Genomic DNA, 24,996 nt, shown 5'->3' with positions numbered 1-24,996 from the left:
TCGGGCCGGCGCATTTTTTCTGGCGCATCCCGTTCAAGTGCGGCTTTTGGACCGTTTGGCCTCAATCTACTCGCGACGGGGTCGCAGCAATATGCTTCTCTCCATACCGTATCGTTTGATAGTGGCCCTCCGGCCAGGGGCCCGGACGCGAACGGAGGCGATCGGGGGATGAGCATGGGAATACCGACGAAGTTTGACTTCTCTTTCGGCAGGTCGTTGCGGCGCGGCGCCGGCAAGATCGGGTGCCTCATCGATGTCGCGTCCGGCGTCATGGGTTTTGCCTGGGGCTGGTCGTTTTGCATGGAGCCCCGTGTCGACGATTGGGGTAACGTGACCCCACCGTTCATCGAGACGGACGGTCTGCTCGCTGCGATCGGTCTATCGCTCTTTAGCGGATGGGCGATGTTTATGCTCGCGTTTCTTTGGCACTCCGGCGTCATCTATCTGCGTCATATGTGGAAAAGCACTGCAGGCCGTGCCGCCATCTTCATCTTCACCCTGCCCATGGTCTTTGTCCTGCTGAGCGGCAACCTCCTCGCGTTCTTGGTGTTGGCGGCAGCCTATCCGATGCTCGCCAGATGGCTCATGCCGCTTGTGGGGCTGCTCACCGGCTGGCTGTTCGGCCAAGGAGATCCCTCGGATGCCGCCGCGGAGTCCCTGGACGAGGATTCATCTGAAAAACAGGACGCGCTCTAGGCGTCTTCGGCGTCCTCGCTGGATCCATATCGGTTGCCCCACCGCACGCCGAGGGCGAACAGGCCGATTCCCGCAGCGATGACGAGCGGCCTGGCCGCAGGCGAGTCAAACAGCACATGGCTCAGGCGCGACGGCAAAAACGGCCCAAGAAGCGCATCGAAGGCATAGGTCAAGTCGAGGATGCCGAATGCTGCGACTATGATGCCCGCCATCATGAGCGGCGTGGCGACACCTTGCTTGACCCGATCGGCTGTCCAGACCGGCGCGTCCGGGGCGAGGAAGTTGCGCTTGATCCATGGCCGCAAAATGACGAGCAGGAGCACGAAGGCCGCAAGAGAGATCGCGCCGTTGGTCACGATGGCGTGCTCGATGTAGTCTGCGGGGGTTTGGTCGGTATCGTCGACGACGTATGAGCCGTCGGCCACGGTGAAGACCTTTTTGTCAACGGGGGTGCCCCTGAGAACGATTTCTTCCGCTTCGGTATGAGACGAGTATTCATGGTCGTCAGTCCATCTGTACTCGTGCCCGTCATCAGATTTATAGACCACCATGTACTTGGTAAAGGTGCGCGTGCGTCCGCTATAGCGGAAATGTTCGCGTCGCGTTTCGCTCTCGATGTCGTAGGGGACGAAGCTGTGCACGCCCGTGTCCGTGTACGCTTCCAGGGGGTGAAGGTCCGCGATGAGGCCTAGGGGGCGAACGGCGAAGACGACCAAGAAGATGACTGCGAGAACGACGAAGGCGTTGGGTGCCTTGCGATGCGGCTTGCTCTTCTTGTCTTCGCCTGCTGTCTGCATGAACGTCTCGCTTCTCTCGGGTTTCCATGTATAAGGTATACGAGCCCGTGCCGCTCGCTGCGCGTGATTCCGCGGCCGGAGGCCGTTTTCGATGCGGGTCGGCGCGCGCCAAAAGGGTACGTCCCCTTTGGCGCGCGCTGCCGTTCGGCCTCGCACCGCGGGCGTCCGGTGTGGAAGGCATGGCAGGAGGGTCTTCTGGGCTTCGCGCTCCGTTTGAGAATCTATCATGGAGCCAAGTTTGGGCTCCGCGCCGCGCCGTCGTGCCATCGTCGCTGCAAGGTCGCGGGCGCCCGCCGCCCGCGTCAAGGACAAGGAGCATCATGGCCCTCGCATCCCAGATAGCCTGCCGGCTGTCGCACTACATCGACGTGCTGCGCGCCGGCGGCGTGCTGACGTCGTCGTCCCCCGACACCCCCGCCGGCGCCATCGACGTCTCATTCGCGACCGATGACTCTCGCATGGCCCGCCCGGGCACGCTGTTCGTGTGCAAGGGCGCCGCGTTCAAGCGCGAGTACCTGCTGGGCGCCATCGAGGCGGGCGCCGTCGCCTATGTTTCCGAAGTCGATTACGAGGTGAGCCGTGACGCGGGCCGTCCCGTGCCCTGCCTGCTCGTGAACGACGTGCGCCGCGCGCTCGGCCTGCTGGCCGATGCCGCGTACGATCACCCCTCCGGTCGCGTCAAGGTGTGCGCCTTCACCGGCACCAAGGGGAAGACCACGAGCGCGTACTACCTTAAGAGCGTGCTCGATGCGCATGCCCGTCTCGTCGGCGGGCGCACGGCAGGATTGTTCTCGAGCATCGAGTTCGATGACGGGGAGAACTGGGGCACATCGAAGCTCACGACGCCCGAGGCGTTCGTCCTCGAGCAGCAGCTTGCGAACGCCGCCGCCAGCGGCATGGAGCATGTGGTGATGGAGGCGTCGAGCCAGGCGCTCAAGTACGACCGCACCCTCGGCGTCGAGTTCGCCGTAGGCGCGTTCACCAATATCGGCGAGGACCACATCTCGCCCATTGAACACCCGACGTTTGAGGATTACTTCGCGAGCAAGTTGAAGATCTTCGCGCAGAGTCGCGTCGCCGTGGTCAACCTTGATATGGACCGGGTCGACGAGGTTCTCGCCGCCGCCCATGCGGCGGGATGCGAGCGCGTGATCACCTATTCGCTTTCCGATGACGCAGCCGACGTGTTCGCCGGGGGATTGAGGCACACCGACCGGGGCATCGTCGCCTGCGTGCGCACCCCGCGCTTCACCGAGGACATCCTTGTGGCGACGCCGGTCAAATTCAACGTGTCCAATGCTCTTGGGGCGATCGCCTGCGCGGAGGGCCTGGGCATCGAGCGGGAGGCGATCGTTCACGGTTTCGAGCGGTTGCGCGTTCCCGGGCGCATGGAGCTGTATCCCAGCGCCGACGGTCGCATTCTGGGCGTCGTGGACTTCGCCCACAACGGCATGAGTCTTGAGACGATGTTGCGAGACCTCCGCGAGAACTATCCCGACCGCGAGCTCGCCGTGGTGTTCGGGGCGACGGGCGGCAAGGGCGTCGACCGTCGCGAGACCATGGGCGCGGCTGCTGGCAAGTTCGCCGACCGGATCGTTATTACCGAGGACGATCCCGGTCCGGAGGACCCGAAGGATATCTGTGCCACCATCGCGCGCTTCGTCGAGGCCGAGGGCAATACGAACTGGCGGATCGAGATGGATCGTACCGAGGCGATCCGAACCGCCGTGCGCGAGACGGCCGGCCGTGCTCTCGTCATCGTTACGGGCAAGGGCCGTGAGACCCGGATGCTGCGTCGTCATGGCGCCGAGCCCTGCGAGGCCGACGGGCCGGTGCTCGAGCGCGCGCTCGCCGAGCTCTCCTGACGCGCCGGGCGGCAGCGTCGGCCGCATGGTTCCGCCGCATGTTGCATACGAGGCCTGCTCTCCTGGGTTGCCCGGACGAGCGGGTCTCGCTCGTTACCCGCGGACATGTGGCTGTGCGCGTGGCGGGAGGGGGGTATGTGGGATGTTTCTTATCGAGCGCGCCGCGTTGCCTGTTTTGAGGGCTGCGCCAGGGCTTACCATACGGTTATCGCCTGATGACCTATGAGAGAAGAGGGGCCATGTCTGCCGAACCCACCGCCGCACCTTCGAAGGTGTACTACACCAACCTGCGCACGTACGGTCGTGAGAGCCAGCTCGACAAGCTGCGCCGCCTCATCAAGCGCGCCGGCATCGAGCAGATCGATTTCGAGAACAAGTTCGTCGCCATCAAGATTCACTTCGGCGAGCTGGGCAATCTATCCTTCCTGCGTCCCAATTACGCGCGCACCGTCGCCGACGTGGTGAAGGAGCTGGGCGGCATGCCCTTTCTCACCGACTGCAACACGCTGTACGTGGGCAGCCGCAAGAACGCGCTCGAGCACATCGACTGCGCCTACCAGAACGGCTTCACGCCCTATGCGACCGGCTGCCAGGTCATCATCGCCGACGGCCTCAAGGGCACGGACGAGACGCTCGTCCCGGTGAAGAATGGCGAGTACGTGCAGGAGGCCAAGATCGGCCACGCGCTCATGGATGCTGACATCGTGATCTCGCTCACCCATTTCAAGGGGCATGAGCAGGCCGGCTTCGGTGGCTGCATGAAGAACCTCGGCATGGGCGGCGGCAGCCGTGCGGGCAAGATGGAACAGCATGCGGCAGGCAAGCCGAGCGTCGACGAGGCGAAATGCATCGGATGCCGCGCTTGCGAGCGCATCTGCGCGCACGGTGCGGTGAGCTTCCCGAGCACGCGCGAGCGCACGCTCAAGAACGGCCGCGTGGTCGAGTCGCCCGTGGCGCGCATCGACCACGATCGGTGCCTGGGCTGCGGCCGCTGCATCGGCGCGTGCAACCAAGACGCCATCGAGCCCGATTACGATGCCGCCGCCGACGTGCTCAACTACAAGATCGCCGAGTACACGCAGGCGATCGTGCAGGACCGCCCGAGCTTCCACATCTCGCTCGCCATCGACGTGAGCCCCAACTGCGACTGCCACGCGGAGAACGACACGCCCATCGTGCCCGATATCGGCATGTTCGCGAGCTTCGACCCGGTCGCCATCGACCAGGCGTGCATCGATGCGGCGCTGGCCATGCCGGCGATGCCGAACACCGAGCTCACCGAGATGCGCGCCAAGCTCGAGGCGGGCGACGGCGTGCCGGAGCGCTGCGAGCACGATCACTTCAACATGACGCATCCGGACACCAACTGGCGCTCGATGATCGAGCACGCCGAGAAGATCGGGCTGGGCACGGGCTCATACGAGCTGATCGAGGTCAAATAGCTGCGGCTTCCAGGTAGCCCGCCTTGCCGCTCAAACGCCGGGCGCTGCACGCAAGGCGCGCGTCCTCCTCTTTGCGGCAACCTGGGGTACCTGGAAAACCGCGCTTTCCCCCGAGCCCGCCCCGATTTGGAGACGGTCCCCAAAATGCGGCTGGGCCAGGCGCCGGCAGTCTGCATACCGTTAAGTTCTTGGCATCGCCGATTGATTAATTCACGAACCCGCGTGCTCCGCGCACATGCGCGCTCGCGCGGGTTCTGCTATAGTTCCGGACAGTCTAATCTTTTTTTTGGAGGATGAACCGAAAGCCATGCCTGACGCCAGTGACAGTCTCACGCCGCGACCCGATGTCGCGGCTGCCCCTGCGCCCATAGCGCGCGCCGACGCGGCATCGCGGGCGCAGCGCGTTGTTCAGGCTGCCGGTTCAACGGCGAGGCGCGCCGCCGACGCGGTGCGCAAGCATGCGATCCCCCAATACACCCTGGGCGAAGAGATCGTCAACTCCGTGACGCATGGAATCGGTGCGGCCCTCGCTGTCGCCGCCCTCGTCATCATGATCGTGAAGGCCGCCGTCGACGGCTCGCATCCGGCGTCGCTCGCGAGTGCGCTGGTGTTCGGCATCTCGCTCATCTTGGAATACCTTGCGTCGACGCTCTACCACGCCATTGCGCCCCAGGGTGCCAAGCGCATCTTTCGCATCATCGACCATAGCTGCATCTACGTGCTCATCGCGGGCTCTTACACGCCGTTCTGCCTGGTGACGCTCGCTGACGCCGGCGGCGTTCCCCTCTGCATCGCCGTGTGGGCCATCGCCGTCGCGGGGATCCTGTTCGAAGCGTTCATGCGCGAGCGCCAGCCCCGCTGGGTCACGGTCGCCATCTATCTCGTCATGGGTTGGCTCGTGGTGTTCCGCCTGCCCCAGCTCCTGGAGCTGCTGCACCCCACCGCGCTCATCCTGCTCGCCGCGGGCGGCGTGTGCTACACCGTGGGAACCGTCTTCTATGTCCTCAAGAAGATCCGCTACATGCACGGCATCTTCCATGTGTGGGTGCTTGCCGGCAGCGTCCTGCAGTTCTTGGCGGTGGTCCTCTTCGTGATCTAGGTCTCGTAAGCCGTTGCGGTCGCGCCATGGGGAATGCCTCCTTGGCGTGAAGCGGTCGGCGTGCCAAAAGGGTGCGGTTCCCGTGACGCCGTCCGTCCCGCCCTTCCGTCTCATCGTTTCGTATCTGGAGGTTCGAAACCGTCCCCATGGACATAACCATCAGCATCATCACGACCCTTGTTCTTACGGTCGTCAACGGCTTCTTCTCCATGTCGGAGATGGCCCTCACCACGGCCAAGCGCGCCATGCTCGAGCGTGACGCCGAGGAGGGCGACCGGAGGGCTGCGAAGGCGGCCGCGCTGGCTGCGGATTCCGGCAACTTCCTCGCCACGATCCAGGTCGCTATCACCTTGGTCGGATTCGCCTCGTCCGCCGTCGCCTCGACGAACCTCTCCGACCCGCTCGCCTCGTGGCTGTCCGGATTCGGGATCGCCCCGCTCACGGCGATCGCTCCGGGCCTGGCTCCGGTCCTCATCACCCTGATCGTCTCCTATCTGTCCATCGTGGTGGGCGAGCTGGTGCCCAAGCGCATCGCGCTCGCGAACGCAGAGGGCGTGGCCAAGCAGGTCGCGGGCTCGCTTGATGTGTTTCGCCACGTCGCCCGCCCCCTCGTGTGGCTCACGCAGGCGTCGGCCAACGGCCTCGCGCGCCTGCTGCGCATCAAGAGCGGCGACGAGCGCCAGAACGTGTCCGAAGAGGAGATCAAGTACATGATCTCCGAGCAGGAGACCCTGCTCGATGAGGAGAAGCGCATCATCCATGAGGTCTTCGATCTGGGCGATGCGGTCGCCCGCGAGGTGATGGTCCCCCGCGTGGACGTGACGATGTGCGAGGACACCGAGCCGATCTCCGACGTTCTCGCCACCATGCGCGAGACCGGCTATTCGCGCGTGCCCATCTACCGCGACGACCAAGATTGCATCGTGGGCATCGCGCATATCAAGGATCTGATCGAGCCCATGCTCGACGGGGCGGGCGTCACGCCGGTGGGCGAGCACATGCGCGACGCCACCTTCGTGCCCGATACCAAGGACATCCTGCCGCTGCTCTCCGAGATGCAGACCGCGCACGAGCAGATCGTCGTGGTGGTGGACGAGTACGGCGGAACGGCCGGCATCATCACCATCGAGGACATCGTCGAGGAGTTCGTGGGCGAGATCGAGGACGAGTTCGATCCCGACAACAAGTACCTCACCCGGCTGTCGCGCCGGGAATGGCTCGTCGACGGTCGCTTCAGCTGCGACGACGCGCAGGAGATGGGCTGGCCCATCGAAGAGAGCGACGATTACGAGACGCTTGCCGGCTGGATCATGGATACCTGCGATTCGGTTCCGGATATCGGCGAGGTGTTCGCGAAGGACGGGTACAAGTTCAAGGTGCAGTCCATGCGCGGGCAGCGCATCTCGCTCGTCCGCGTGACGGCGCCGTCGGAGGAGGAGCTCGCGGCCATGGCGGAGGCGGGCGAGGGCGAGGACGACGATCGTTCGGACAAGCCCCGCCTCGTGTTCCTGCGTCCGACGGACCGCGAGGCTGAGGAGCAGGCGTAGCGCGCCCTCGTCGCCGCCCGCAGGCGTTTCGCCGCGAGACGGCGCCCGTGCCGTGAAGATAGGAGTGACATGGCAGAGCTGTTCAATATCATGAAAATCTCGATCGGGGCCGACAAGCTGCGCGCTCGCGTCCTGGTCAACCCGAATATGCCCGTGCGGACCTCTGAGGACATCGAGGCGACCGCGCGCGTCTATTACCTGGCCCCCGCCATCGCGGACCACCTGTGCCTGGGCGACGCCGGCTCGCGTTTCCAGGAATGCATGAGCGACACGGAGCTCGCCCATCTGCTGGAGCACCTTTCCGTCGAGATCATGAACGAGACCGGCCTGGCCGATGACGTTACGTGCGGGCGAACCCGTTCCGTTCCCGGCGACGAGCGGCTCTTCGACATCGAGCTCTCCTGTCCCGATGACGCGCTGACCGTGGGGGCGCTTTCCTCTGCCGCGTTCATGATGGATTGGGCCTATCTGCACGCCGACGCACCGGCGCCTGATTTCCCCGGCACCGTTACCGCCCTGCGCCATCTCGTGCTCACCTTGCGCGGAGAGGGCGAGGAGGCCCCCGTTGCCACCGATGCGCCCGAGCAGGCCGTCGATCAGGTCGAGCCGGCATTCGAGCCGTCCGCGCGCATCGACACCGAGGGAGTCCGCCCGCGCGCCCCGCTGCCGGGCAATCCTCCCGCGAAGCGCGTCGCGGACGTCGCTCCCGTGTTTGGGGGAGCGGCCGCCGAGGGCGTGCAGGCCGCATTCGAGCCGGCTTCACTCGATCCGGATGCGACCGTGCGGATGGAGGCCATCTCCGATTAGCCCGGGCGGGCCGCGCGTCTGCGGCGGCCGGCCTTTTCGCCCCGCGGTGCGCCCGTGCGCCACGGTGGGTATAATGAACCAACTTATGCGTACCAAGACTCTCAAGGAGGAGCAGTATGGGCAAGGGATTCAGTTTCGTCGCAGGTGCCGCGCTCGGTGCAGCCGCAGGCACGATCATCGGCATCCTGGTGGCCCCGCGCTCCGGCGCCGAGACCCGCGCCATGGCCGCGGATATGGCCAATGACGCCTGGGATTCCGCCCGCGACATGTACGAGCAGGGGGTCGACCAGGCCCGCGCCGCCGCGAGCGATTTCGGCCCGATGATGGACGCCAAGACCGACGAGCTCCGCGCCAAGGTCGATCTGGCCCGCGAGCGCATGGACCAGCTGCGCGAGCAGCTGAACGACGCCATCGCCACCGGCTCGGTCACCCCCGCCGCCGACGTCGTGGTCGAGTCCGTCGCCCCCGAGGCAGCTCCCGAGGCCTAGATGCTCGCACGGGATCTCATGGGCGTGCGGGTATACCGCGCGCCCGCCAAGGACAAGGCGGTCGACAAGGACGGCGCCCCGCGAGAGCCCAAGCGCCTCGGTAGGGTGCACTTCCCTGTCTTCATCCCCGATGGGACGCGTGTCGTGGGCTTCATGGTCAAGCTTCCCGACGTCGCCGGTATGATCAAGCAGAAGGACCGGTTCGTCGCCCTCGACGCCCTCACGGTCTACGAAGGGACGTTCGCGGTGACGGACGTCCGCGAGAACTTCGACGCGCCCGCGGCGAAGCGCCTCGGCATCGACCTCGACCGCTGCCTCATCTGGACGGGCATGGACGTGCTCACCGAGTCGGGCGAAAAGATCGGCTGGTGCGTCGACGCCTCGTTCAACGGCAAGACCGGAGCGGTCGACCATTTCGTGCTCACGGCGAGCAGCGCCAGCTCGGCGCTGGTGGGCAATCTCGAGATGCCCGTGGCGTATTTGCGCGGCTACCGCAACGGCGCGATGGTTGTCTCGGACGAGACGAAAGGGCTGCAGTTCACGGGCGGAGCCGCCGCCAAAGCCGCGGAGGTGACCGTCGTCGCCACCGAGAAGGTCAAGAAGGGCGCGGCGGTTCTTGACGACAAGGGCTCGAAGGCCCTCGACAAGGGCTCCCGCGCGCTCGGTAGGCAGCTCGGCAAGACCAAGGGCATGTTCAAGTCGTTCGCGAGCGAATACCGCAAAGCCGCCGGCACGGCGAAGTCCGCCTCGGTGCGCAAGAAGAAGTGATGGTACAGTCTCCCTAGCCGGGTGATTGTTCCGGATCAAGGGAGACCCATTGCTGAACTACACCACCTCCTTTACGCCAAAACCCAACAAGCCGCACTGCCGCCGCGACACGACGCATCTGCCCTCGGCGCAGCGTCGGCGCGTGCACAGGCCGGGCGTGCAGTACCTGCGTCACTCCCAAGGCTTCGGCCGCAGGATGCCCGGGCGCCCGAACCGCGCTCCCCGCCGGCGCGATTCGCGTCGGCCCTACGCGATGATCGCCGTGGGGTGCGCGCTGCTGCTCTTTCTTGCGAGCGTCGTGTGGTACATCAACCGCAGCGTGACCGTCGAGCTCAACGGCTCCGAGGTCTCGGTGCGCATCCATGCCACGGTCGAGCAGCTCATCGCCGATCAAGAGCTCGACTATCGTGCCGGCGACCTGTTGGCAGTCGATGACTCCGTGCTCGAGAAGCGCGGCGGCGAGCGGTATTCCGTGAAGCTGGACGGCAAGAGCGTCTCGGAGGGCGACCTTGCCTCGACCGAACTTCTCGGCGGCGAGAAGCTGGAGATCGGTGCGGGCGGCGACATCTACGAAGAGCACGAGGTGCAGGCGACCGAGATCGCCCCGACCCTGACCGTAAAGGGCTCCGGCCCGATCAAATACGTGGAGACCTGGGGCGTTCCCGGGCGTTCGGAGATCTGGGTCGGCAAGGTCTCGGGCAAGACGCAGGACCGCGGCGTGGTGACCGAGGTTCAGGATTGCGTCGTGCGCGCATCCAACGTGAATCCTGAGGACGGCAAGGTCGTCGCGCTCACCTTCGATGAGGCGCCGAGCACGTACACGAAGCGCATCGTCGACATTCTGCGCAAAGCGGGGGCGGGCGCGACGTTCTTCGTGCAGGGCGACCATGTCGCAGGACACGAGGACGCGGTCGCTGCGATCGCCGAGGCCGGTTTCGAGCTCGGCGCGAACGGGTACGCCGATACGGATATGACCGAGCTCGCGGGCTCCTCGTTGCGCGATCAGATCGAGAAGGGCTTCAGCACGGTCAAGGAGGTGTCCGGCTCCGCAACCGCGTTGCTTCGCCCGCCGTTCGGGCTGTTTTCCGACACCGATTGGGCCGAGGCCATGGATCTGGTGAGCGCCGTGGTGACGTGGAACATCGATTCGGGCGACTACCAGCTCCAAGGCGCCGACACCGTGGTCGAAAACGTCATGGGCTCAGTGGGCAACGGGGACGTCATCCTTCTGACCGACAGCGACGCGGTGGGCGAGCAGGCGCTTTCCGCATTGCCCGAGCTTTTGAGTCGGTTGAGGGAAGAGGGGTACCGCGTGGTCTCGGTGGGAGAGCTGGTCGCAAGCGATCCCGACCTTGCGGAAGAGGTCAGCCTTTCGAAGGTCAAGATGCCCGATGGGGCCGTGCTTCCGGAGCTCGCGAGCGACGGGGACGATGCCGGGGAATAGCCGGTGGCACCCGGCATCACATGACGGTTCAGTCATAGTGCCGACCGTCGGATTCGAGGCCGGGCGAAGTTGGTAGATTCAGCTCGACGCGATGCGCGCCGCATGCGCGTTGGAAGAACGGGTTGGTGCAGCGAATGGTGGATGAATCGAACGATGGGGGGACGGCGCCCTCGGGCGCGCGTCCGGAGCGGCGCGCGAGCGGCTCTCGGCCTTCGGACTCTGCGGGGACGCACAAGACGGAGCCTTCCGATCGGCGGCAGCGGAGCGTGCCCCGGAAGACGGCGGCTCGCCCGAACGGCGCGTCCGGTGCGCGTCCGGGCGCGAAACCGCACGCACGGGCGGTGCAGGGCGGGCCTTCGGGCGCGCATCCCGCCAAGCAGCCCGTCCGCGTTCGGGTTGCACGCCCGGCTGCGGTCGGGCAGTCGGCTCCCCGTCACCGTACCTCGGCTTCGGGCCTGCGCGCAGCGCTGATCGCTTTCGGCTTCCTGCTCGTTTTCGGCCTTGGCGCGGGGTACGCGTTCTTCTGGCGAGATGTCCAGGTCACGGTGAATGGAGCGAGCACGAGCGTCCGCATCGGCACGCCGCTCGACAGCTTCTTGGAGGACAACGGCTACTTCGGCGTCGCCCCGGGGCACCTGCTTTCGATCGGCGGCAACGTCATCACCGAGGACGGCGGAACGCGCGCGACGGTGACCTTCGACGGCCGGTCCGTGGCGGCGGATGCCTGGACGTCCGAGCATCTCGGCGACGGGTCGAGCATCGAGGTCGGCCCCGGCGCCGATGTTGAAGAGGGCCATACGGAGGAGACCGTCGAGGTCGCCCCGCAGATCGAGAAGCAGGCGGGCGGGGCGATCCAGTTCGTCTCGCAGTGGGGGCGCGCCGGCAAGAAGACGGTGTGGACCGGTGAGGTCTCGGGCGAGCAGGTCGACCGCGAGGTGCTCGAGCCGGCGCAGAACATGGTCGTGTCATCGCTCAACGTGCACCCGGAGGGTGAGGGCAAGTACATCGCCCTGACCTTCGACGACGGGCCGAGCGGCTATACGCAGCGCATCCTCGACATCTTGGCGGAGAAGGGCGCCAAGGCGACCTTCTTCAACCTGGGGTCCCAGGTCGTCGGCCGGCCGGCCCTTGCCAAGGCGGTGCTCGACGGCGGCAACGAGCTGGCAAGCCATACCAATCAGCACATGAATCTGCCCGACTGCGATCGCGATACGCTGCGCTCCGAGATCTCGACTTCCTTCGACGCGATCGAGGCGGCTGTCGGGTCCCGTCCGCAGATGATCCGCGCGCCGTACGGTGCGTTCACGGACGTGGAGTGGGCGCGCGCCGGGGACCTCATCTCGTGCAACGTGCTGTGGAACATCGACACGCTGGACTGGAAGCGCCCCGGGGCGCAGGCCATCGTCGACGGCGTCCTGTCCGGCGCCTACAACGGGGCCATCGCGCTCATGCACGACGGCGGCGGCAATCGCGACCAGGATATCGAGGCGCTTCCGGCGATCATCGACGGCTTGCGCGCCCAGGGCTACGAGCTGGTCACGGTGTCCGAGCTTATGGCCACGGACAGCAGGTTTCCGCGCGAGGTCGTCGAGGGAGCGGTGAAGATGCCCGAAGGCGCCGTCCTGCCCGCGGCGTAGCGGAGCGCGCCCGTGCGGCATGGGGGGATGTCTTCCTGCGGGCGCCGTCATCGTGCGGTCGCGCAGGCCATGCTTTCGCAAGAGGTCTGACGGGCTCGGTCCGTCCGGCTTGACCGTGTCTTTGCGCAGGGATTACGCGACCGTGCGTGCAGGGCGCACAGGGGATGCTATAGTAAAGAGCGTCTGCGGCTTTAGGGCGGCAGACGTTCTTTGTTTTACGCAGGGTCACGAGAAGGGCGACAGGTGAAATCCAAACCCCGACCACACAGTAGCTGCTGACCTGCGAGCCTCCTTTGCCGGGGCGCGCGGTCGAGCGTGTCCATAACCTCCATCGAAAGGCGAAGGAGCACCATGAACTATCTTTCCGAGATGCTCAGGCTGCCCGTTCTGGATGTGAACGGCGAGAAGCTCGGTATCGTGAACGATTTCGGCATCGCTACGGGCGAGGTCTTCCCGCATGTGACGTCTTTGGCATTCCAGGGGCCGGGCAAGACGCCCTTCATGATCAGCTGGCGCAAGTACGTCGACCATGTCGACGACTCCGGCGTCTACCTCAACTGCCCGGATACCGATATTCGCTTCTCCTACCTGCAGCCCGACGAGGTGCTGCTGGCGCGCGACATCCTGAACAAGCAGATCGTGGACACGCAGGGCATGAAGGTCGTGCGCGTGAACGACATCAAGTTCTCCGTCTCGGGGGAGAACCGGCTGCAGCTCCGCCTGCTCGGTGCCGAGGTGGGCGCCCGCGGCCTGCTGCGCGCGATTCACCCCGCGCTCGAGCACGGCGTCGAACGCGTCGCGAAGGCGATCGGCAAGCCGCTCGGCGAAGACATCATCGCCTGGTCCTATATGGACCTGCTCGAGCGCTCCACGCAGGACATCAAGCTCTCCGTCTCCCATAAGACGCTCGACGAACTGCACCCGGCCGATATCGCCGACATCATCGAGCAGCTCGATCCGCGCCTGCGCAGCCAGGTGTTTGCCCAGCTCGACACCGCCCAGGCCGCCGAGGCCATCGCCGAGCTCGACGACGACGAGCTCGTGGCCGAGATGATCGAGGGCATGACCGACCGCGACGCGTCCTCGATGCTCGCCCTCATGGATCCCGACGACGCCGTCGAGCTCATCGAGGAGCTCGGCAACGAGAAGGCCGAGAAGCTCTTGCGCCTCATGGGCGTGAAGGAGGAGAAGGCCATCCGCAACCTGCTCGGGTACGAGGAGGACACCGCGGGTCGCATCATGACGAGCGAGTTCGTCGCGCTGCCCTCCACCGCGACCGTGCAGGACGCGATCGACGCCATCCGCAAGCTCGATGAGGATTTCGAGAGCGTCTACTACGTCTATACCACCGATCCCGCGGGCGTCCTCACCGGCGTTCTGTCCCTGCGCACCCTGATCGTGGCGGAGCGCGAGGACCGCCTGTCCGATCTTGCCTACCGCGACGTGGTATGGGTCGAGCCCGACCTTGACCAGGAGCAGGTGACCGAGGAGATGACCAAGTACGACCTGGTCGCCATCCCCGTTTGCGACGAGAGCCGCCACATCCTGGGTATCGTCACCTTCGATGACGCCATGGACGTCATCGCCGAGGAGCATCAGGAGGACCTGCAGATCGCCGGCCTCTCCACCGGTGAGTCCACCACGGGCGAGTCCGCGCACTCCTTCGTGTGGTTCGCGCAGCGTCAGTACTGGATCGCCGTCTGGGCCATCGCCGCGTGCGCCATCGCCGCGATCGCGGTCACGTCCCCGGACGCCATCGGTGCCGGCATGGACGCCTCGCGCGTCATCACCAGCGAGGGCCTCTACGCGCTCATGCCCATCTCGATCATGCCGGTGGTGCTGCTCGCCGCCATGCGCATGACGGCGTTCGTGAAGAACACCTTCCTCGAGTACGATGAGCGCGATGACGAGTCCAAGCCCTACCTGGGGTTCTTCCTCAAGTCAACGTTCATCGGCGTGGTGCTTGCCGCCGTGGTCTATCTGTGCGGCGAGCTCATGGCGACCACCATCTTCGCCGGGGGCGATCCTCTGGCGATCTCGACGTACCTCGCGTGCTTCCGCGCCGCGGCCATCGTGATCGCGGCGACCTATGCGAGCGCCGTCGCCTACTTCGCCGTCCTGGTGCGGGGCGAGGAGCGCGATCGGGGGACCTCGGGAACCTCGCTCACGTTCGCCGCGGTGCTTCTGTCGGCTCTCGCGTACACGGTGCTCGGCGCCGTGCCGCTGCTGTAGGGCGGGGATGCATGTGGAGACACAGGACAAGCAGAAGCTTACCGTAGCCGCCGTGCTGGGCGCCATGGGCCCCGGCCTGCTCGCGGCGCTCTCGGGCAACGACGCCGGCGGCATCGCCACGTATTCCAGCGCGGGCGCGAGCTACGGCTACGGCACGCTGTGGATGTTGCCCGTGATGGCGCTGCTGCTCATCGTGGTGCAGGAGACCGCGGCGCGCTGCGGCTGCGTCACGGGCAAGGGCTTCGCCTCGCTCATTCGCGAGAAGTTCGGCGTGCGCAAGAGCGCCCTGGCGATGGGTGCGCTGCTCATCGCGAACACCGCCGTGACCATCTCCGAGTTCGCGGGCATCGCGAGCGGCTTGGCGCTGTTCGGCGTGCCCAAGACCGTGTCCGTCCCGTTGGTGGCGCTGCTCGTGTGGATGCTCACCATGTCCGGGAGCTTCCGCCGCATCGAGAAGATCCTGCTGCTCGTGAGCTGCGTGTTCGTCACCTATATCGTGGCGGCGTTCCTCGTCGGCCCCAATTGGGGCGAGGTCGCCTTGGCCACGGTCACGCCGCGTCTGGTGAACGAGCCGCAGTACGTCTCGCTGCTCGTCGCGACCATCGGCACCACCATCGCGCCGTGGATGATCTTCCTCGCGCAGAACAACGTGGTCGACAAGAACGTCAGCGAGGACGGTATCGTGCTGCAGCGCATCGATACCGCCACCGGCTCCATCATCGCCTGCGCCATCGCCTGGTTCATCATCGTGACCACCGGCGCCGTCCTGCATCCTGCGGGCATCGAGGTCGCCGACGCGGCCGACGCGGCGCTCGCGCTCGAGCCCATCGCCGGCGAGTTCTCTACGATCCTGTTCGCCTCGGGCCTGGTCGCTGCGAGCTTCTTGGCCGCCTGCGTGCTGCCCGGCGTGACCTCGAGTGCCATCTGCGAGGCGTTCGGGTGGGAGCGCGGTGCCGATCGCAGCTGGGATGAGGCGCCCGTGTACCGCGGCATCATCACCGCGGTCATCGTCGCGTCCGCCCTGCTGGTCATCATGCCTGGCGTCGACCTGTTCCAGATCATGATGAGCGCGCAGGTCATCAACGGCGTTCTGCTGCCCGTGCTCTTGGTGTTCCTGGTGTTCATCGCCCAGGACAAGCACATCATGGGCAAGTACCGTAACGGTCGCGCATGGAACGTCCTCACCTGGGGCACGATCGCGCTGATCACCGTGCTCACCGTCGTGATGTTCGGCCTGCAGGCGCTCGGCTACTGAGGTCCTGTCCCGTCTCGCTACCGTGTCCGTAAGGCTCCCCAGTCCGGCCCGTGGTACCTCAAAAAGGGGACAGGCACTCAAAAAGGGGACAGGCACTAAATTGTGCAAGGGGCAGGCGGCGCCAAATTGTGCTGCGGGTGGCTCGTGACGGGGTCGCCACGGGACCGGTCTGCATGGCGTTCTGTCAGCGTCTTCCGCTTCATCTGCCTCTCAATTCGGTGCCTGTCCCCTTTTTGAGGGGCGCGTGGGGCGCGGCTCCTCTCAATTTGGTGCCTCGCGCACCCCGCGCCGATCGCTGCCTTCATGTGCACCAAAACACGGCTCCGTTCTGCAACAGTCTCAAAAAGGTGCCTGTCCCCAATTTGAGAGATCGCATTGGGGAAGAAAAACGCTTGCACTGTGTATAGGTGTGTATATACTGTAGTTAGTGAGTATATACATATATACTCACAGGCGGGGTTCTCGAGACGTCGGGACCCCGTGCGAGCCGCCGGGGGACGCCTCGTCGGCATGGCAGGGAAGGAATCTATTTCGTGGAAATCATCATCTCGAACTCAAGCTCGAAACCCATCTACGAGCAGATAACCAGCCAGATCAAAGATCAGATCATGGCGGGCGAACTCGCGGCGGGCGAGCAGCTCCCCTCGATTCGCGCGCTCGCCAACAGCTTGCGGGTGAGCGCGATCACCACCAAGCGCGCCTATACCGACCTGGAATCCCAAGGGTTCATCGAGACCGTGCAGGGCAAAGGCAGCTTCGTGGCGGGTGGCAACGCCGATCTGCTTCGCGAGGAGCGCCTTCGCGAGATCGAGGAGCGTCTTGGCCAGGCGATCGAGGCGGGTCGCGCGCTCGGGTTGGGCGATGGCGAGCTCATCGAGATGATAAGCACCCTTTTGGAGAGTGACGACTAACTATGACGACATCGTTTGCGGGCGCGCCGCTTATCGAGGCGCATGGCGTCATCAAACGCTATGACGGATTTGCGTTGCAGCAGGTCAGCTTTGCGGTGGAGCCTGGTCAGATCGTGGGCTTCATCGGCCAGAACGGCGCCGGAAAGTCCACCACCATCAAGGCGCTGCTGGGGCTGATCGAACTCGACGGGGGAGAGGTCCGGGTGCTGGGTGCCTCGCCGCGCGAGCTGTCCGCATCGTCGGCCGCGGTAAAGGAGCGCATCGGCGTGGTGTTCGACACCGTCTCGATGCCTCCGCACATGAGGGTGCGCGAGGTCGGCAAGCTGATGTCCCGTGTGTATGCAACCTGGGACGCATCGGCGTTCGAGCGCAACCTCGTCCAGCTCAAACTGGACGACGCCAAGGCCATCAAGGAGCTTTCCCGCGGCATGGGGATGAAGCTGAGCCTGGCGTGCGCATTGGCGCACGACCCCCAGGTGCTTATTTTGGACGAGGCCACGGCGGGACTCGACCCGATGGCGCGCGACGAGGTGCTCGACATGCTGCGCGAATTCGTCGCTGTTGAGGACGCGTCGGGTGAGCCGTGCCACGCGATCCTCATGAGCAGCCACATCACGAGCGACCTGGACAAGATCGCCGACGAGGTGGTGTGCATCGACGAGGGCCGCATCGTGTTCGCTTGTTCCAAGGACGAGATCTGCGACCTCATGGGCGTGGCGCGCTGTCGCGCGGCGGAGGCCGAGCATGTGCTGGCGAGCCCGTCCGCGCCGGACGAGCTGCGCGTGCTGCACCACGACTACGGTGTGGACGTGCTGGTGCCGGACCGCTTCGAGTTCGCCCGCGTGTTCCCACGGATTCCGTGCGACCGTGTGACCATCGACGATTACATGGCGCTCATGCTCAAGGGCTCGGTGCTGCATCCGCGCGGAGCGGCTGCGAAAGGAGGCGATGCGCGATGATGCGTATGGCCAAGATGGAGCTTGTCGTGTTCGGTCAGTACCTCAAGCAGCTGTCCTTCAGTATCTTGTTCATGGCGGTGTGCTTCGCGGCAGGAACGGGCAACACGTCGGCGCTGCCGGGAATCATCTTCATGATGGGGATGTTCAGCCTGTCCAGCAGCGCGAGCAACTATGACGAACACAACGGCTGGGCGGCGTTCCGCCTGACCATGCCCGTCTCGCGTAGGGAGGTCGTCCTCGGGCGGTATCTGTTCGTGCTCGCCGGGGCGCTGTCCGTATCGCTGCTCGTCGCCGCCGCGGCGCTCGTCCTGTCGATGCTCGGCCAGGCCTCCATGCTGCCCGAGGTGGTCGCGCGCGTGGTCCGGCTCGATGCGGACGCGATGCAGGCGGGGCTGTTCACGCTGGCATTCTGCAGCGCCGTGGGGTTCGTCATCGCGTCGGTGTCCATGCCGGTGTTCTTCAAGTTCGGACAGACCAAGGCGACGCAGTGGCTACCCTTCATTATGATGTTTTTGGGCGTCGCGCCGTTCATGATTGTCGGTTTCATGGGCGGGGAGGCCATGATGGCGGCGCAGCGCGCGTTTGCTTTTGCACAGACGCCGGAGGGCCTGGCGGCGTTCGCCGCGGGTGCGTGCGCGTTCGGTCTGGTGTGCTACGCGGTGAGCTGTGCGATCTCCCTGCGCATCTATTCCGCGCGCGACCTATAAGCCGCAACCTCGGATTGGCGCCTCTCAAATAGGGGACAGGCACCAATCTGAGGCCCGGCCCGGCCTAAGGGGACGGGCGCCGACCTGAGGCCCTGCCTGGGGACAGGCGCCAATCTGTAGGTCTCAAATTGGTGCCTGTCCCCAATCTGAGGCCCCAATTTGAGGTCTTTGCAAATCGCTTACTATTCGGGTACGCGCATGATAGTTCTTGCACGATCATGCCGATTGGCTGACATCGATTCGCTCTTGCGCTAACACGCGCTCCCCATACTTGGGTGCGGACCGCATCGCGGTCTTTTCTATGCACATACGTGATGGGAGCCAGTGTTATGCCACAGCAGACGATAAGCCGTCGCAATTTCGTTCGTTTCTCCGTCGTGGGCGCGGGTGTCGCTGCTGCCGCGTGCTCGATGAGCCCAGCCGAGGCGGCCGCCGAGACGGCCGGGTCCGGTGCCGACTATCCCTAGCAGATCAAGATCGCCCATATCTCCGACCTCCATTACTTCTCGAAGAGCCTGTGGTCGGATTGCGAGGACTTCACGATCGCGGAGAATTCCGACCGCAAGATGTTCAAGGATTCCGGCGCGATCATCGACAAGGCTCTGGCGGAAATCGTGGTGTACCAGCCCGATCTGGTGCTCGTTTCCGGCGACCTTACCAAGGACGGCGAGCTGATCTGCCATACCGAGGTGCACGACAAGATCGTCGCTGCCCGCAAGGAGCTCGCGGCGGCCGGCAAGCAGACGCTCTTCTGTGTCATCAACGGCAACCACGATATCAACAACGACGACAACGGCCGCGACTTCTCCAGCGGTGCCGCAGAGCATACCGACCTGGTCGATCCCCTCGCGTTCAAGGACCTGTGGGCCGATTGCGGCTACGATGCCGCCATCGCGAAGTTCGATGAGGGCGGCACGCGCGGCGGAAGCCTCTCCTACGCGGTGCGCCCCGTCAAGGGCATCACGCTGATCGTGGTCGACTCCGGCAAGTATTCCAGCGATCAGAACGGCCTCGATCGCGACGAGCACGTCACCTCGGGCGTGGTGGGAGAGAAGCTGCTCGCCTAGGTCGAGAGCCAGGCGAAGCAGGCCCGCGCCGCCGGCGACATCGTTATCGCGATGCAGCACCACGGCATCGTGCCCCATTTCGACATGGAGCCCCGGCCCATGGGTGAGTACCTGGCGGATAACTACGAGGAGTGCCAGCGCCGCTACGCCGATGCGGGCATCTCCGCGGTGTTCACCGGCCATATGCACGCGAACGACATCGCGAGCATCAAGACGGATGCGGGCAACGTGCTCTACGACATCGAGACCTGCGCGACTGCCACCTATCCGAGCGGCATCCGCTTCGCTACGCTTTCGTGGGAGCGCGAGGCCGGTACGGCGACGGTGAACGCGACGCTCGCCGTGGAGAACCACGCGCTGGGCGCGGTCGACTATCGGGATTTCGCCACGAACGAGCCGCAGGCCATCGAGGACATCACCGCCTACGGCGACGAGCGTCTGCTCACGGTCGACGTGGTGAAGACGATGATCGCCGATACGCTGGTCTCCCCGATGATCGACGAGATGGTCGCGAACGGCGGCGTGAAGCCCGCGCTCGCCGGCCTCATGGGCAGCTTCGGTGTCGAGGGCGTGACGGTCGATACGCTCGATGCATCGCTATTCGGATTGCTGTGCACGGCGCTGCCTCAGTCGAAAGATGCGGCAATCACGATGGACCTGGGCGACCTGAGCATGCTCATCAAGAGCTACGGCACGCCGGGCATCTGGGCCGATGCCGCCGCCTCCCGCATCATTCTCGAGCGCATGGATGTTCAGGCCCAGGGCGTGCAGACGTTCGCGCTCGATCCCACGCCCGAGGCGGTCGCCGAGCTGGAGGCGGTGGTGGCGGCGACTCCCATGACGTACGCTGCCGGGAAGTACTAGTCCTGCTACATCGATGACGCGTCCTTCGCGAAGTTCATGGCGACGATCTATTCCAAGATCGATACGGGGATCCTGCAGAACGGCAAGTCGGATACCCTCGCGCTGTTGCGCGCGCTGGTCGAGACGCTGCTGGCCCAGCAGGTTGATGCCGAGGGGAAGACCCTGTTCGACCTCGTCAAGTTCGCATACGGCGACCATCTCTTCGGCGATGAGGCCTGCCCCGCCTGGGTGGAGGCGGCTACGGCGAACATCAAGCTCACGGGCTCCGACGAGGCGGGCGCGGCGGCTGCCGACGGCTCGCTTATCAGCTTCCTGCGCGCCGCGCTGAACGAGGAGAACAATCTCGCCGCGCTGACCAAGCTGCTGAAGAAGGTGAGCCTGAAGCTGTCCGACCTGTGCGTGAAGGATCAGGGGACGGGCCCCATCATGCTGATCGGCCTGGTCGCGAGCAACGTCGGCTCCGTCCTGGGCTTTCTGGGCGATAACCCCGCGAACATGATCCCCAACATCCCGTCGGTCGCCGAGCTGGCCTACGGTGCGCTCTGCACCTTGACCCACGACTCCAATACGACGACCGATCGCAAGCTCGCGCTGGGCGCGACGCTCACCGACCCCAACTGGGCGGCGGGCGGTGCCGGTGGCATCGGCTCCGGCAGCGGAGCGGGGTCCGGCTCCGGCTCGAACGGAAGCACTGGCTCGGGTTCGGGGACCCCGGGCAAGACGAACGGCGGGTTGCCTCAGACGGGCGATGCCAACCCTTCGACAGCCGTCGGAATTCTGGGCCTCGGCGCGCTCGTGGCCGGCGTCCTCGGGCAGAAGTTCGCGCACGATCGAGGTGAGGATTCCCTCTAATCCGTGTCGCCTGGCACCCGCATGCCCTCCAGCGAAAACGGTGACCTACGCCGTTGCGGTCCGTGCCCATCGTTCGCATCGACCTTCTGCTAGACGTAAGCACTCTGTAAGAAATCGCGTCGAGGGAGGCGCTACCATGTAGGCTACGAAGAGGCGCTTCGGCGATGGCCGGGGCGCCCCGATCGCGTCGCGAAGGAGGCGGGAATGAAAACGGAGTCAGAAGGGATCCGGGCTGCCGGTGCCTGCGACTCGCATGCGCCGTCGGCCGCGCCCGATCGCGGCGAGCTCCCTCTCGGGCACGTCCACAACGTGCGCGATCTCGGCGGCCTGGCGTTTACGGATGAGGACGGCGGGTGCGGCACCACGGCCGCAGGCGTCTTCCTACGCGCTCCGTCGCTTCGGCGTCTCCGCGAGGCCGACTTCGCGTTCCTGCGCTCGTATGGAGACGGCGGCCTGGCGCGCGTGGTGGACTTGCGCAGCGGATTCGAGGTGTCCCATTGGCCGGATCCGTACGCCGGCGGTCGCGATGGCGTGGTCTACACGCACGTCCCCATGCTCGACCAGCTGAATTCAAACGGGTTTCGCGATGCGCTTCCGGACCGCATGCTCACGGTGTACAAGAGCCTACTCGATAACGACGGTGCCAGCATCGCCCAGGTCATGACGGCCCTCGATTCAGATGGGGCATCGGGGTGCGCGCTGTTCCACTGCCGGGCGGGCAAGGACCGCACGGGCGTCATCGCGATGCTGCTCCTCGGTCTTGCGGGCGTATCCGATGGCGACATCGTGGCGGACTACGCTGCCACCCAGCGCTATCTCGGTCGCGGGCTGCGCGCGCAGCGCGTCGCCGTGTCGATCGCCCTGCGCCGCCGCGCCCCGCGCTGCCTGTTCGAGGCCGTACCGTCCGAGATGGAGTTGACGCTCGTGCATCTCCATGAGCGGTACGGAACGGCGCGGGCGTATCTCGAGGGCCATGCAGGCATCTCTCCCCAGGTGCTTGATCGCCTGGCAGGACGTCTGCGCGGCATGTAGGAAGCCCGTCGCCCGCATCCCCCGCCATCTATTCAAGCATGCGCCTCTGTATTGAGTGGGCCCGCTGACTGCCGAGGGGCGGTCGGCGGGCCTCGCGTTGCGGCTGCGTCGGCAGTGCGCTGCGGATTACTTGATCTTCGTCGTGCCCGGGTCGAGGTTGGGGTTGGTCTCGTTCGCTGCGGTCTGCGCGTGCTCGGTGTAGATCTGCGAGCCGTCCCCGAACATCTCGTAATATTGCATCATCGCGTAATCCTGCCGCGCCTTCTCGGCGGCGGCGAGTGCGGCGTCGTCCTGCTGGTCGTCGGTTTCGGTGGTCGCGAGGTACCAGCGCATCGCGGAGTCCTCGAAGCCGGTCGTGTTGATGGCGGGCAGGGCCTCGCGCAGCGTGAGCTGGGACTTCTGGTAGTCGCTCAGCGGCGCGCCGATGAGCTGCATGAGCTCGGCGCCGAGGTAGTTGACGGAGAGGTCGTCGCGCTCGCTGGATTGCATCATGCCGTCGACGTCGTAGTTTGCCCAGATGATGTAGCTCGTCTGCCACAGGCGCTCCTGATGCGCCGCCTCGTCCTCGCCGGCGAACCACTGGTCGTTGAAGGTGTCGGGGAAGAACGGCTGATGGTCGCCGAAGAACACGACCACGACCTTGCGATCGAGGGAGCGGAGGCTCGTGAGAAAGTCCTTGAGCGCGCGGTCGGACTCCTGGATAAGGGAGACGTATTCGTTGACCTCGGGATCGCTCATGCCGTCGATGGAGAGGTTGACCTGCTTGTCCGCAGGGATGAGCCCGGTGTTGTAGCCGGAATGGTTCTGCATGGTCACATCGAAGATGAACTGCGGGTTCTCGTTCTCATCCAGCATGGTGAGGATCGAGTCGTAGGTGGCGGCGTCCGTCACCATGCCGCGCAGGGTCTCCGCCCCCTGGTAGTCGGCAATGGACAGGAATCGGTCGAAGCCGAAGTCGCTGTAGACGTTCTCGCGGTTCCAGTTGGTGGCGTGGTTGGGGTGGATGGCCGTCGTGTCGTAACCGAGCTCCTTGAATTGCGCGGCGAGGTCCTCGGTGTCCGTGAGGTTGTAGATCGTGTAGGGGTACACGCCGGTGCCGAGGTTCGCCATGGAGTTGCCGGTGAGGAACTCGAACTCGGTGTTGCAGGTTCCGCCGCCGTACGCGGAGACGTAAAGGGCGCCGCGCTGCAGGCAGTCGGCGAGGCCGTTGAAGTATTCGGGCCCCGTATACCCGGCGTGAAGCTGCTGGTAGATGGAGAGGTCCGCAAACGTCTCGTTCATGATGGCGATGACCGTGGGCTTCTCGGCGTCAAACTGGGCGGCGGCTTCCGCGCGCGCGGTGCTTGTCGCCTGCTCACTGTCGTCGTAGGCGTCGGCGTACTCGGAGAGCAGGTTCTCGGCCGCTTCGACGGAGTAGTCCTCGGGCTTGGGCGGCTTGATCGTCTGGGCTCCGGAGATGAAGCTCGGGAGGAAGCCCTGGCGGTAGTAGCTCTCGAGCGGGCGCCACGTGTACACCTGGATCTGCAGGGTGTGGTAGTAGTCGATGAGCGTGACGTGGCCCGCGACGCCGCCCAGGCAGCACAGCGCGACCAAAAGGTTGACGATGAGGGCCCGGCGCCCGGTCGCGTCGCGATCGTCGCGGATGAGGGAGCAAGCCTCGCAGGTCAGAAGGCCGAGGCACAGGAAGCCCATCGCATAGAGGCACCAGGCCGAGAGCGTGTAGGTGTACCCGGTCCCGGCGACCGCGGCGGCCGTGGAGAGCGCGGAGAGGTCGCCCGGCGCGATGGGCATGGACTTGAAGGTGACGACGAAGTACTCGGCGATGCCGATACCGAAGAGGGTGAAGGAGAGGACGGCGGGCGCGGCGCCGCGGCGCTGAAACAGGAAGAACAGCCCGCCGAGCAGCGCGCTGACGAGGGACCATTCGAGCAGAAGGCAGAGCGGGTACATCCAGCCGAGGTTGTGGTTCGAGGGGATCTCGAGCGCAAGGGTGGCGAAGACGCCCGCGAGCATGATGGCGAGCGTGCGCGCGACCGCGGGCCGCCTCAGCGCCGTCCCGATGGCTGCGACGAGGCGCGCGACGGCCCTGGGCTTGTTCGCATCGGGATGGAGCGCGCAGCGCTCCGCCTTGTCGCACGCGGAGCAGTCGGGGCGGAACGTGAGGCGCGCGGCGCGACGCTGGGGCGCGGCGAGCCAGGCTTCGATACGGGAGCGCATCTCGTTTCGACGCACGGAGAGCTGGCATGCCGCGATCGCCGCCGCGTTGAAGGCGACGGCGCCCAGGACATCCTGCTCGACGAGTCCGATGCCGGACCAGATCGCGATGAAGAGCTGGAGGGCCATGAAGGGGCAGGTCCATGCGATGGCGATGCCGCCGATCGCGCGCATGCTTTCGGCGCGGCGAATGACGAGGGCCAGGCCGGCTATGTTGAGGACCAGGCAGAGGGAGGTCAGGAGGGCGACGGGCATGAAGGCTCCTTTGGGGCGTGTGCGCGATGAGGTGTATGGAGGCCGCGGGCTGTCTGCC

At 65.5% G+C, this 24,996-nt stretch carries 22 protein-coding genes; 20 read left to right on the top strand and 2 right to left on the bottom strand.

What is annotated here, in order from left to right; all coding sequences use genetic code 11:
- Window positions 1-174 precede the first annotated feature (174 nt).
- A complete protein-coding gene (locus BQ7355_RS02005; protein ID WP_143761669.1) occupies window positions 175-696 on the top strand; it encodes a hypothetical protein in 522 nt (173 codons plus the stop codon).
- On the opposite strand, the gene BQ7355_RS02000 is transcribed toward BQ7355_RS02005, so the two are convergent.
- On the bottom strand, window positions 693-1,337 hold the full coding sequence (locus BQ7355_RS02000) for a hypothetical protein (RefSeq protein ID WP_143761667.1): 645 nt from the start codon (window positions 1,335-1,337) through the stop codon (window positions 693-695). The two genes, BQ7355_RS02005 and BQ7355_RS02000, sit on opposite strands and share 4 nt — an antisense overlap.
- Window positions 1,338-1,813: 476 nt before the next feature.
- On the opposite strand from BQ7355_RS02000, the gene BQ7355_RS01995 reads away from it, so the two are divergent.
- From BQ7355_RS01995 to BQ7355_RS01910, 19 genes are all read left to right on the top strand, one after another.
- Window positions 1,814-3,358, top strand: a complete 1,545-nt coding sequence (locus BQ7355_RS01995; protein WP_072414681.1) for a Mur ligase family protein — start codon at window positions 1,814-1,816, stop codon at window positions 3,356-3,358.
- Between the two features lie 239 nt (window positions 3,359-3,597).
- The gene (locus BQ7355_RS01990) at window positions 3,598-4,800 is read left to right on the top strand and encodes a DUF362 domain-containing protein (RefSeq protein WP_072414680.1); all 1,203 of its coding nucleotides are present in this window, start codon (window positions 3,598-3,600) and stop codon (window positions 4,798-4,800) included.
- 307 nt (window positions 4,801-5,107) lie between these two features.
- Window positions 5,108-5,899, top strand: coding sequence for a PAQR family membrane homeostasis protein TrhA (gene trhA, locus BQ7355_RS01985; RefSeq protein WP_205407540.1), 792 nt, complete (start codon window positions 5,108-5,110; stop codon window positions 5,897-5,899).
- Window positions 5,900-6,045: 146 nt separating this feature from the next.
- The gene (locus BQ7355_RS01980) at window positions 6,046-7,446 is read left to right on the top strand and encodes a hemolysin family protein (protein WP_083581429.1); all 1,401 of its coding nucleotides are present in this window, start codon (window positions 6,046-6,048) and stop codon (window positions 7,444-7,446) included.
- A 69-nt stretch (window positions 7,447-7,515) separates the two neighbouring features.
- Window positions 7,516-8,253, top strand: a complete 738-nt coding sequence (locus tag BQ7355_RS01975; protein WP_240307289.1) for a cyanophycin synthetase family protein — start codon at window positions 7,516-7,518, stop codon at window positions 8,251-8,253.
- A 116-nt stretch (window positions 8,254-8,369) separates the two neighbouring features.
- Window positions 8,370-8,741, top strand: coding sequence for a YtxH domain-containing protein (locus tag BQ7355_RS01970; protein ID WP_072414679.1), 372 nt, complete (start codon window positions 8,370-8,372; stop codon window positions 8,739-8,741).
- On the top strand, window positions 8,742-9,509 hold the full coding sequence (locus BQ7355_RS01965) for a hypothetical protein (RefSeq protein WP_072414678.1): 768 nt from the start codon (window positions 8,742-8,744) through the stop codon (window positions 9,507-9,509).
- Window positions 9,510-9,558: 49 nt separating this feature from the next.
- A complete protein-coding gene (locus BQ7355_RS01960; RefSeq protein ID WP_072414677.1) occupies window positions 9,559-10,953 on the top strand; it encodes a polysaccharide deacetylase family protein in 1,395 nt (464 codons plus the stop codon).
- Window positions 10,954-11,498: 545 nt separating this feature from the next.
- Window positions 11,499-12,590, top strand: coding sequence for a polysaccharide deacetylase family protein (locus BQ7355_RS01955; RefSeq protein ID WP_143761665.1), 1,092 nt, complete (start codon window positions 11,499-11,501; stop codon window positions 12,588-12,590).
- 351 nt (window positions 12,591-12,941) lie between these two features.
- Entirely contained in the window at window positions 12,942-14,822 is a 1,881-nt protein-coding gene (locus BQ7355_RS01950) for a magnesium transporter (protein WP_072414675.1), read from the top strand.
- Window positions 14,823-14,886: 64 nt separating this feature from the next.
- Window positions 14,887-16,077, top strand: a complete 1,191-nt coding sequence (locus BQ7355_RS01945; protein ID WP_420806543.1) for an NRAMP family divalent metal transporter — start codon at window positions 14,887-14,889, stop codon at window positions 16,075-16,077.
- A 533-nt stretch (window positions 16,078-16,610) separates the two neighbouring features.
- Entirely contained in the window at window positions 16,611-16,988 is a 378-nt protein-coding gene (locus BQ7355_RS01940) for a GntR family transcriptional regulator (RefSeq protein WP_072414673.1), read from the top strand.
- Between the two features lie 2 nt (window positions 16,989-16,990).
- Window positions 16,991-17,947, top strand: coding sequence for an ABC transporter ATP-binding protein (locus BQ7355_RS01935; protein WP_072414672.1), 957 nt, complete (start codon window positions 16,991-16,993; stop codon window positions 17,945-17,947).
- A complete protein-coding gene (locus tag BQ7355_RS01930) occupies window positions 17,944-18,654 on the top strand; it encodes an ABC-2 transporter permease (RefSeq protein WP_072414671.1) in 711 nt (236 codons plus the stop codon). The genes BQ7355_RS01935 and BQ7355_RS01930 overlap by 4 nt, the downstream gene beginning before the upstream one ends.
- 329 nt (window positions 18,655-18,983) lie before the next feature.
- A complete protein-coding gene (locus tag BQ7355_RS08935) occupies window positions 18,984-19,121 on the top strand; it encodes a twin-arginine translocation signal domain-containing protein (protein WP_159430430.1) in 138 nt (45 codons plus the stop codon).
- A gap of 3 nt (window positions 19,122-19,124) precedes the next feature.
- Window positions 19,125-19,721: a metallophosphoesterase gene (locus tag BQ7355_RS01925; RefSeq protein WP_083581419.1), complete on the top strand. Its 597-nt coding sequence runs from the start codon at window positions 19,125-19,127 to the stop codon at window positions 19,719-19,721.
- A gap of 99 nt (window positions 19,722-19,820) precedes the next feature.
- On the top strand, window positions 19,821-20,585 hold the full coding sequence (locus BQ7355_RS01920; RefSeq protein ID WP_072414669.1) for a hypothetical protein: 765 nt from the start codon (window positions 19,821-19,823) through the stop codon (window positions 20,583-20,585).
- 36 nt (window positions 20,586-20,621) lie between these two features.
- On the top strand, window positions 20,622-21,437 hold the full coding sequence (locus BQ7355_RS01915; protein WP_072414668.1) for a hypothetical protein: 816 nt from the start codon (window positions 20,622-20,624) through the stop codon (window positions 21,435-21,437).
- 204 nt (window positions 21,438-21,641) lie between these two features.
- The gene (locus tag BQ7355_RS01910) at window positions 21,642-22,469 is read left to right on the top strand and encodes a tyrosine-protein phosphatase (protein ID WP_083581416.1); all 828 of its coding nucleotides are present in this window, start codon (window positions 21,642-21,644) and stop codon (window positions 22,467-22,469) included.
- 126 nt (window positions 22,470-22,595) lie between these two features.
- On the opposite strand, the gene BQ7355_RS01905 is transcribed toward BQ7355_RS01910, so the two are convergent.
- Entirely contained in the window at window positions 22,596-24,938 is a 2,343-nt protein-coding gene (locus BQ7355_RS01905; RefSeq protein WP_072414667.1) for an LTA synthase family protein, read from the bottom strand.
- Window positions 24,939-24,996: the final 58 nt, after the last annotated feature.

It is taken from the genome of Collinsella phocaeensis, assembly GCF_900119895.1.
GTDB classification, from domain to species: domain Bacteria; phylum Actinomycetota; class Coriobacteriia; order Coriobacteriales; family Coriobacteriaceae; genus Collinsella; species Collinsella phocaeensis.
The sequence above is the reverse complement of the archived record's forward strand: the minus strand, read 5'-3'. Positions and strand labels throughout refer to the sequence as shown.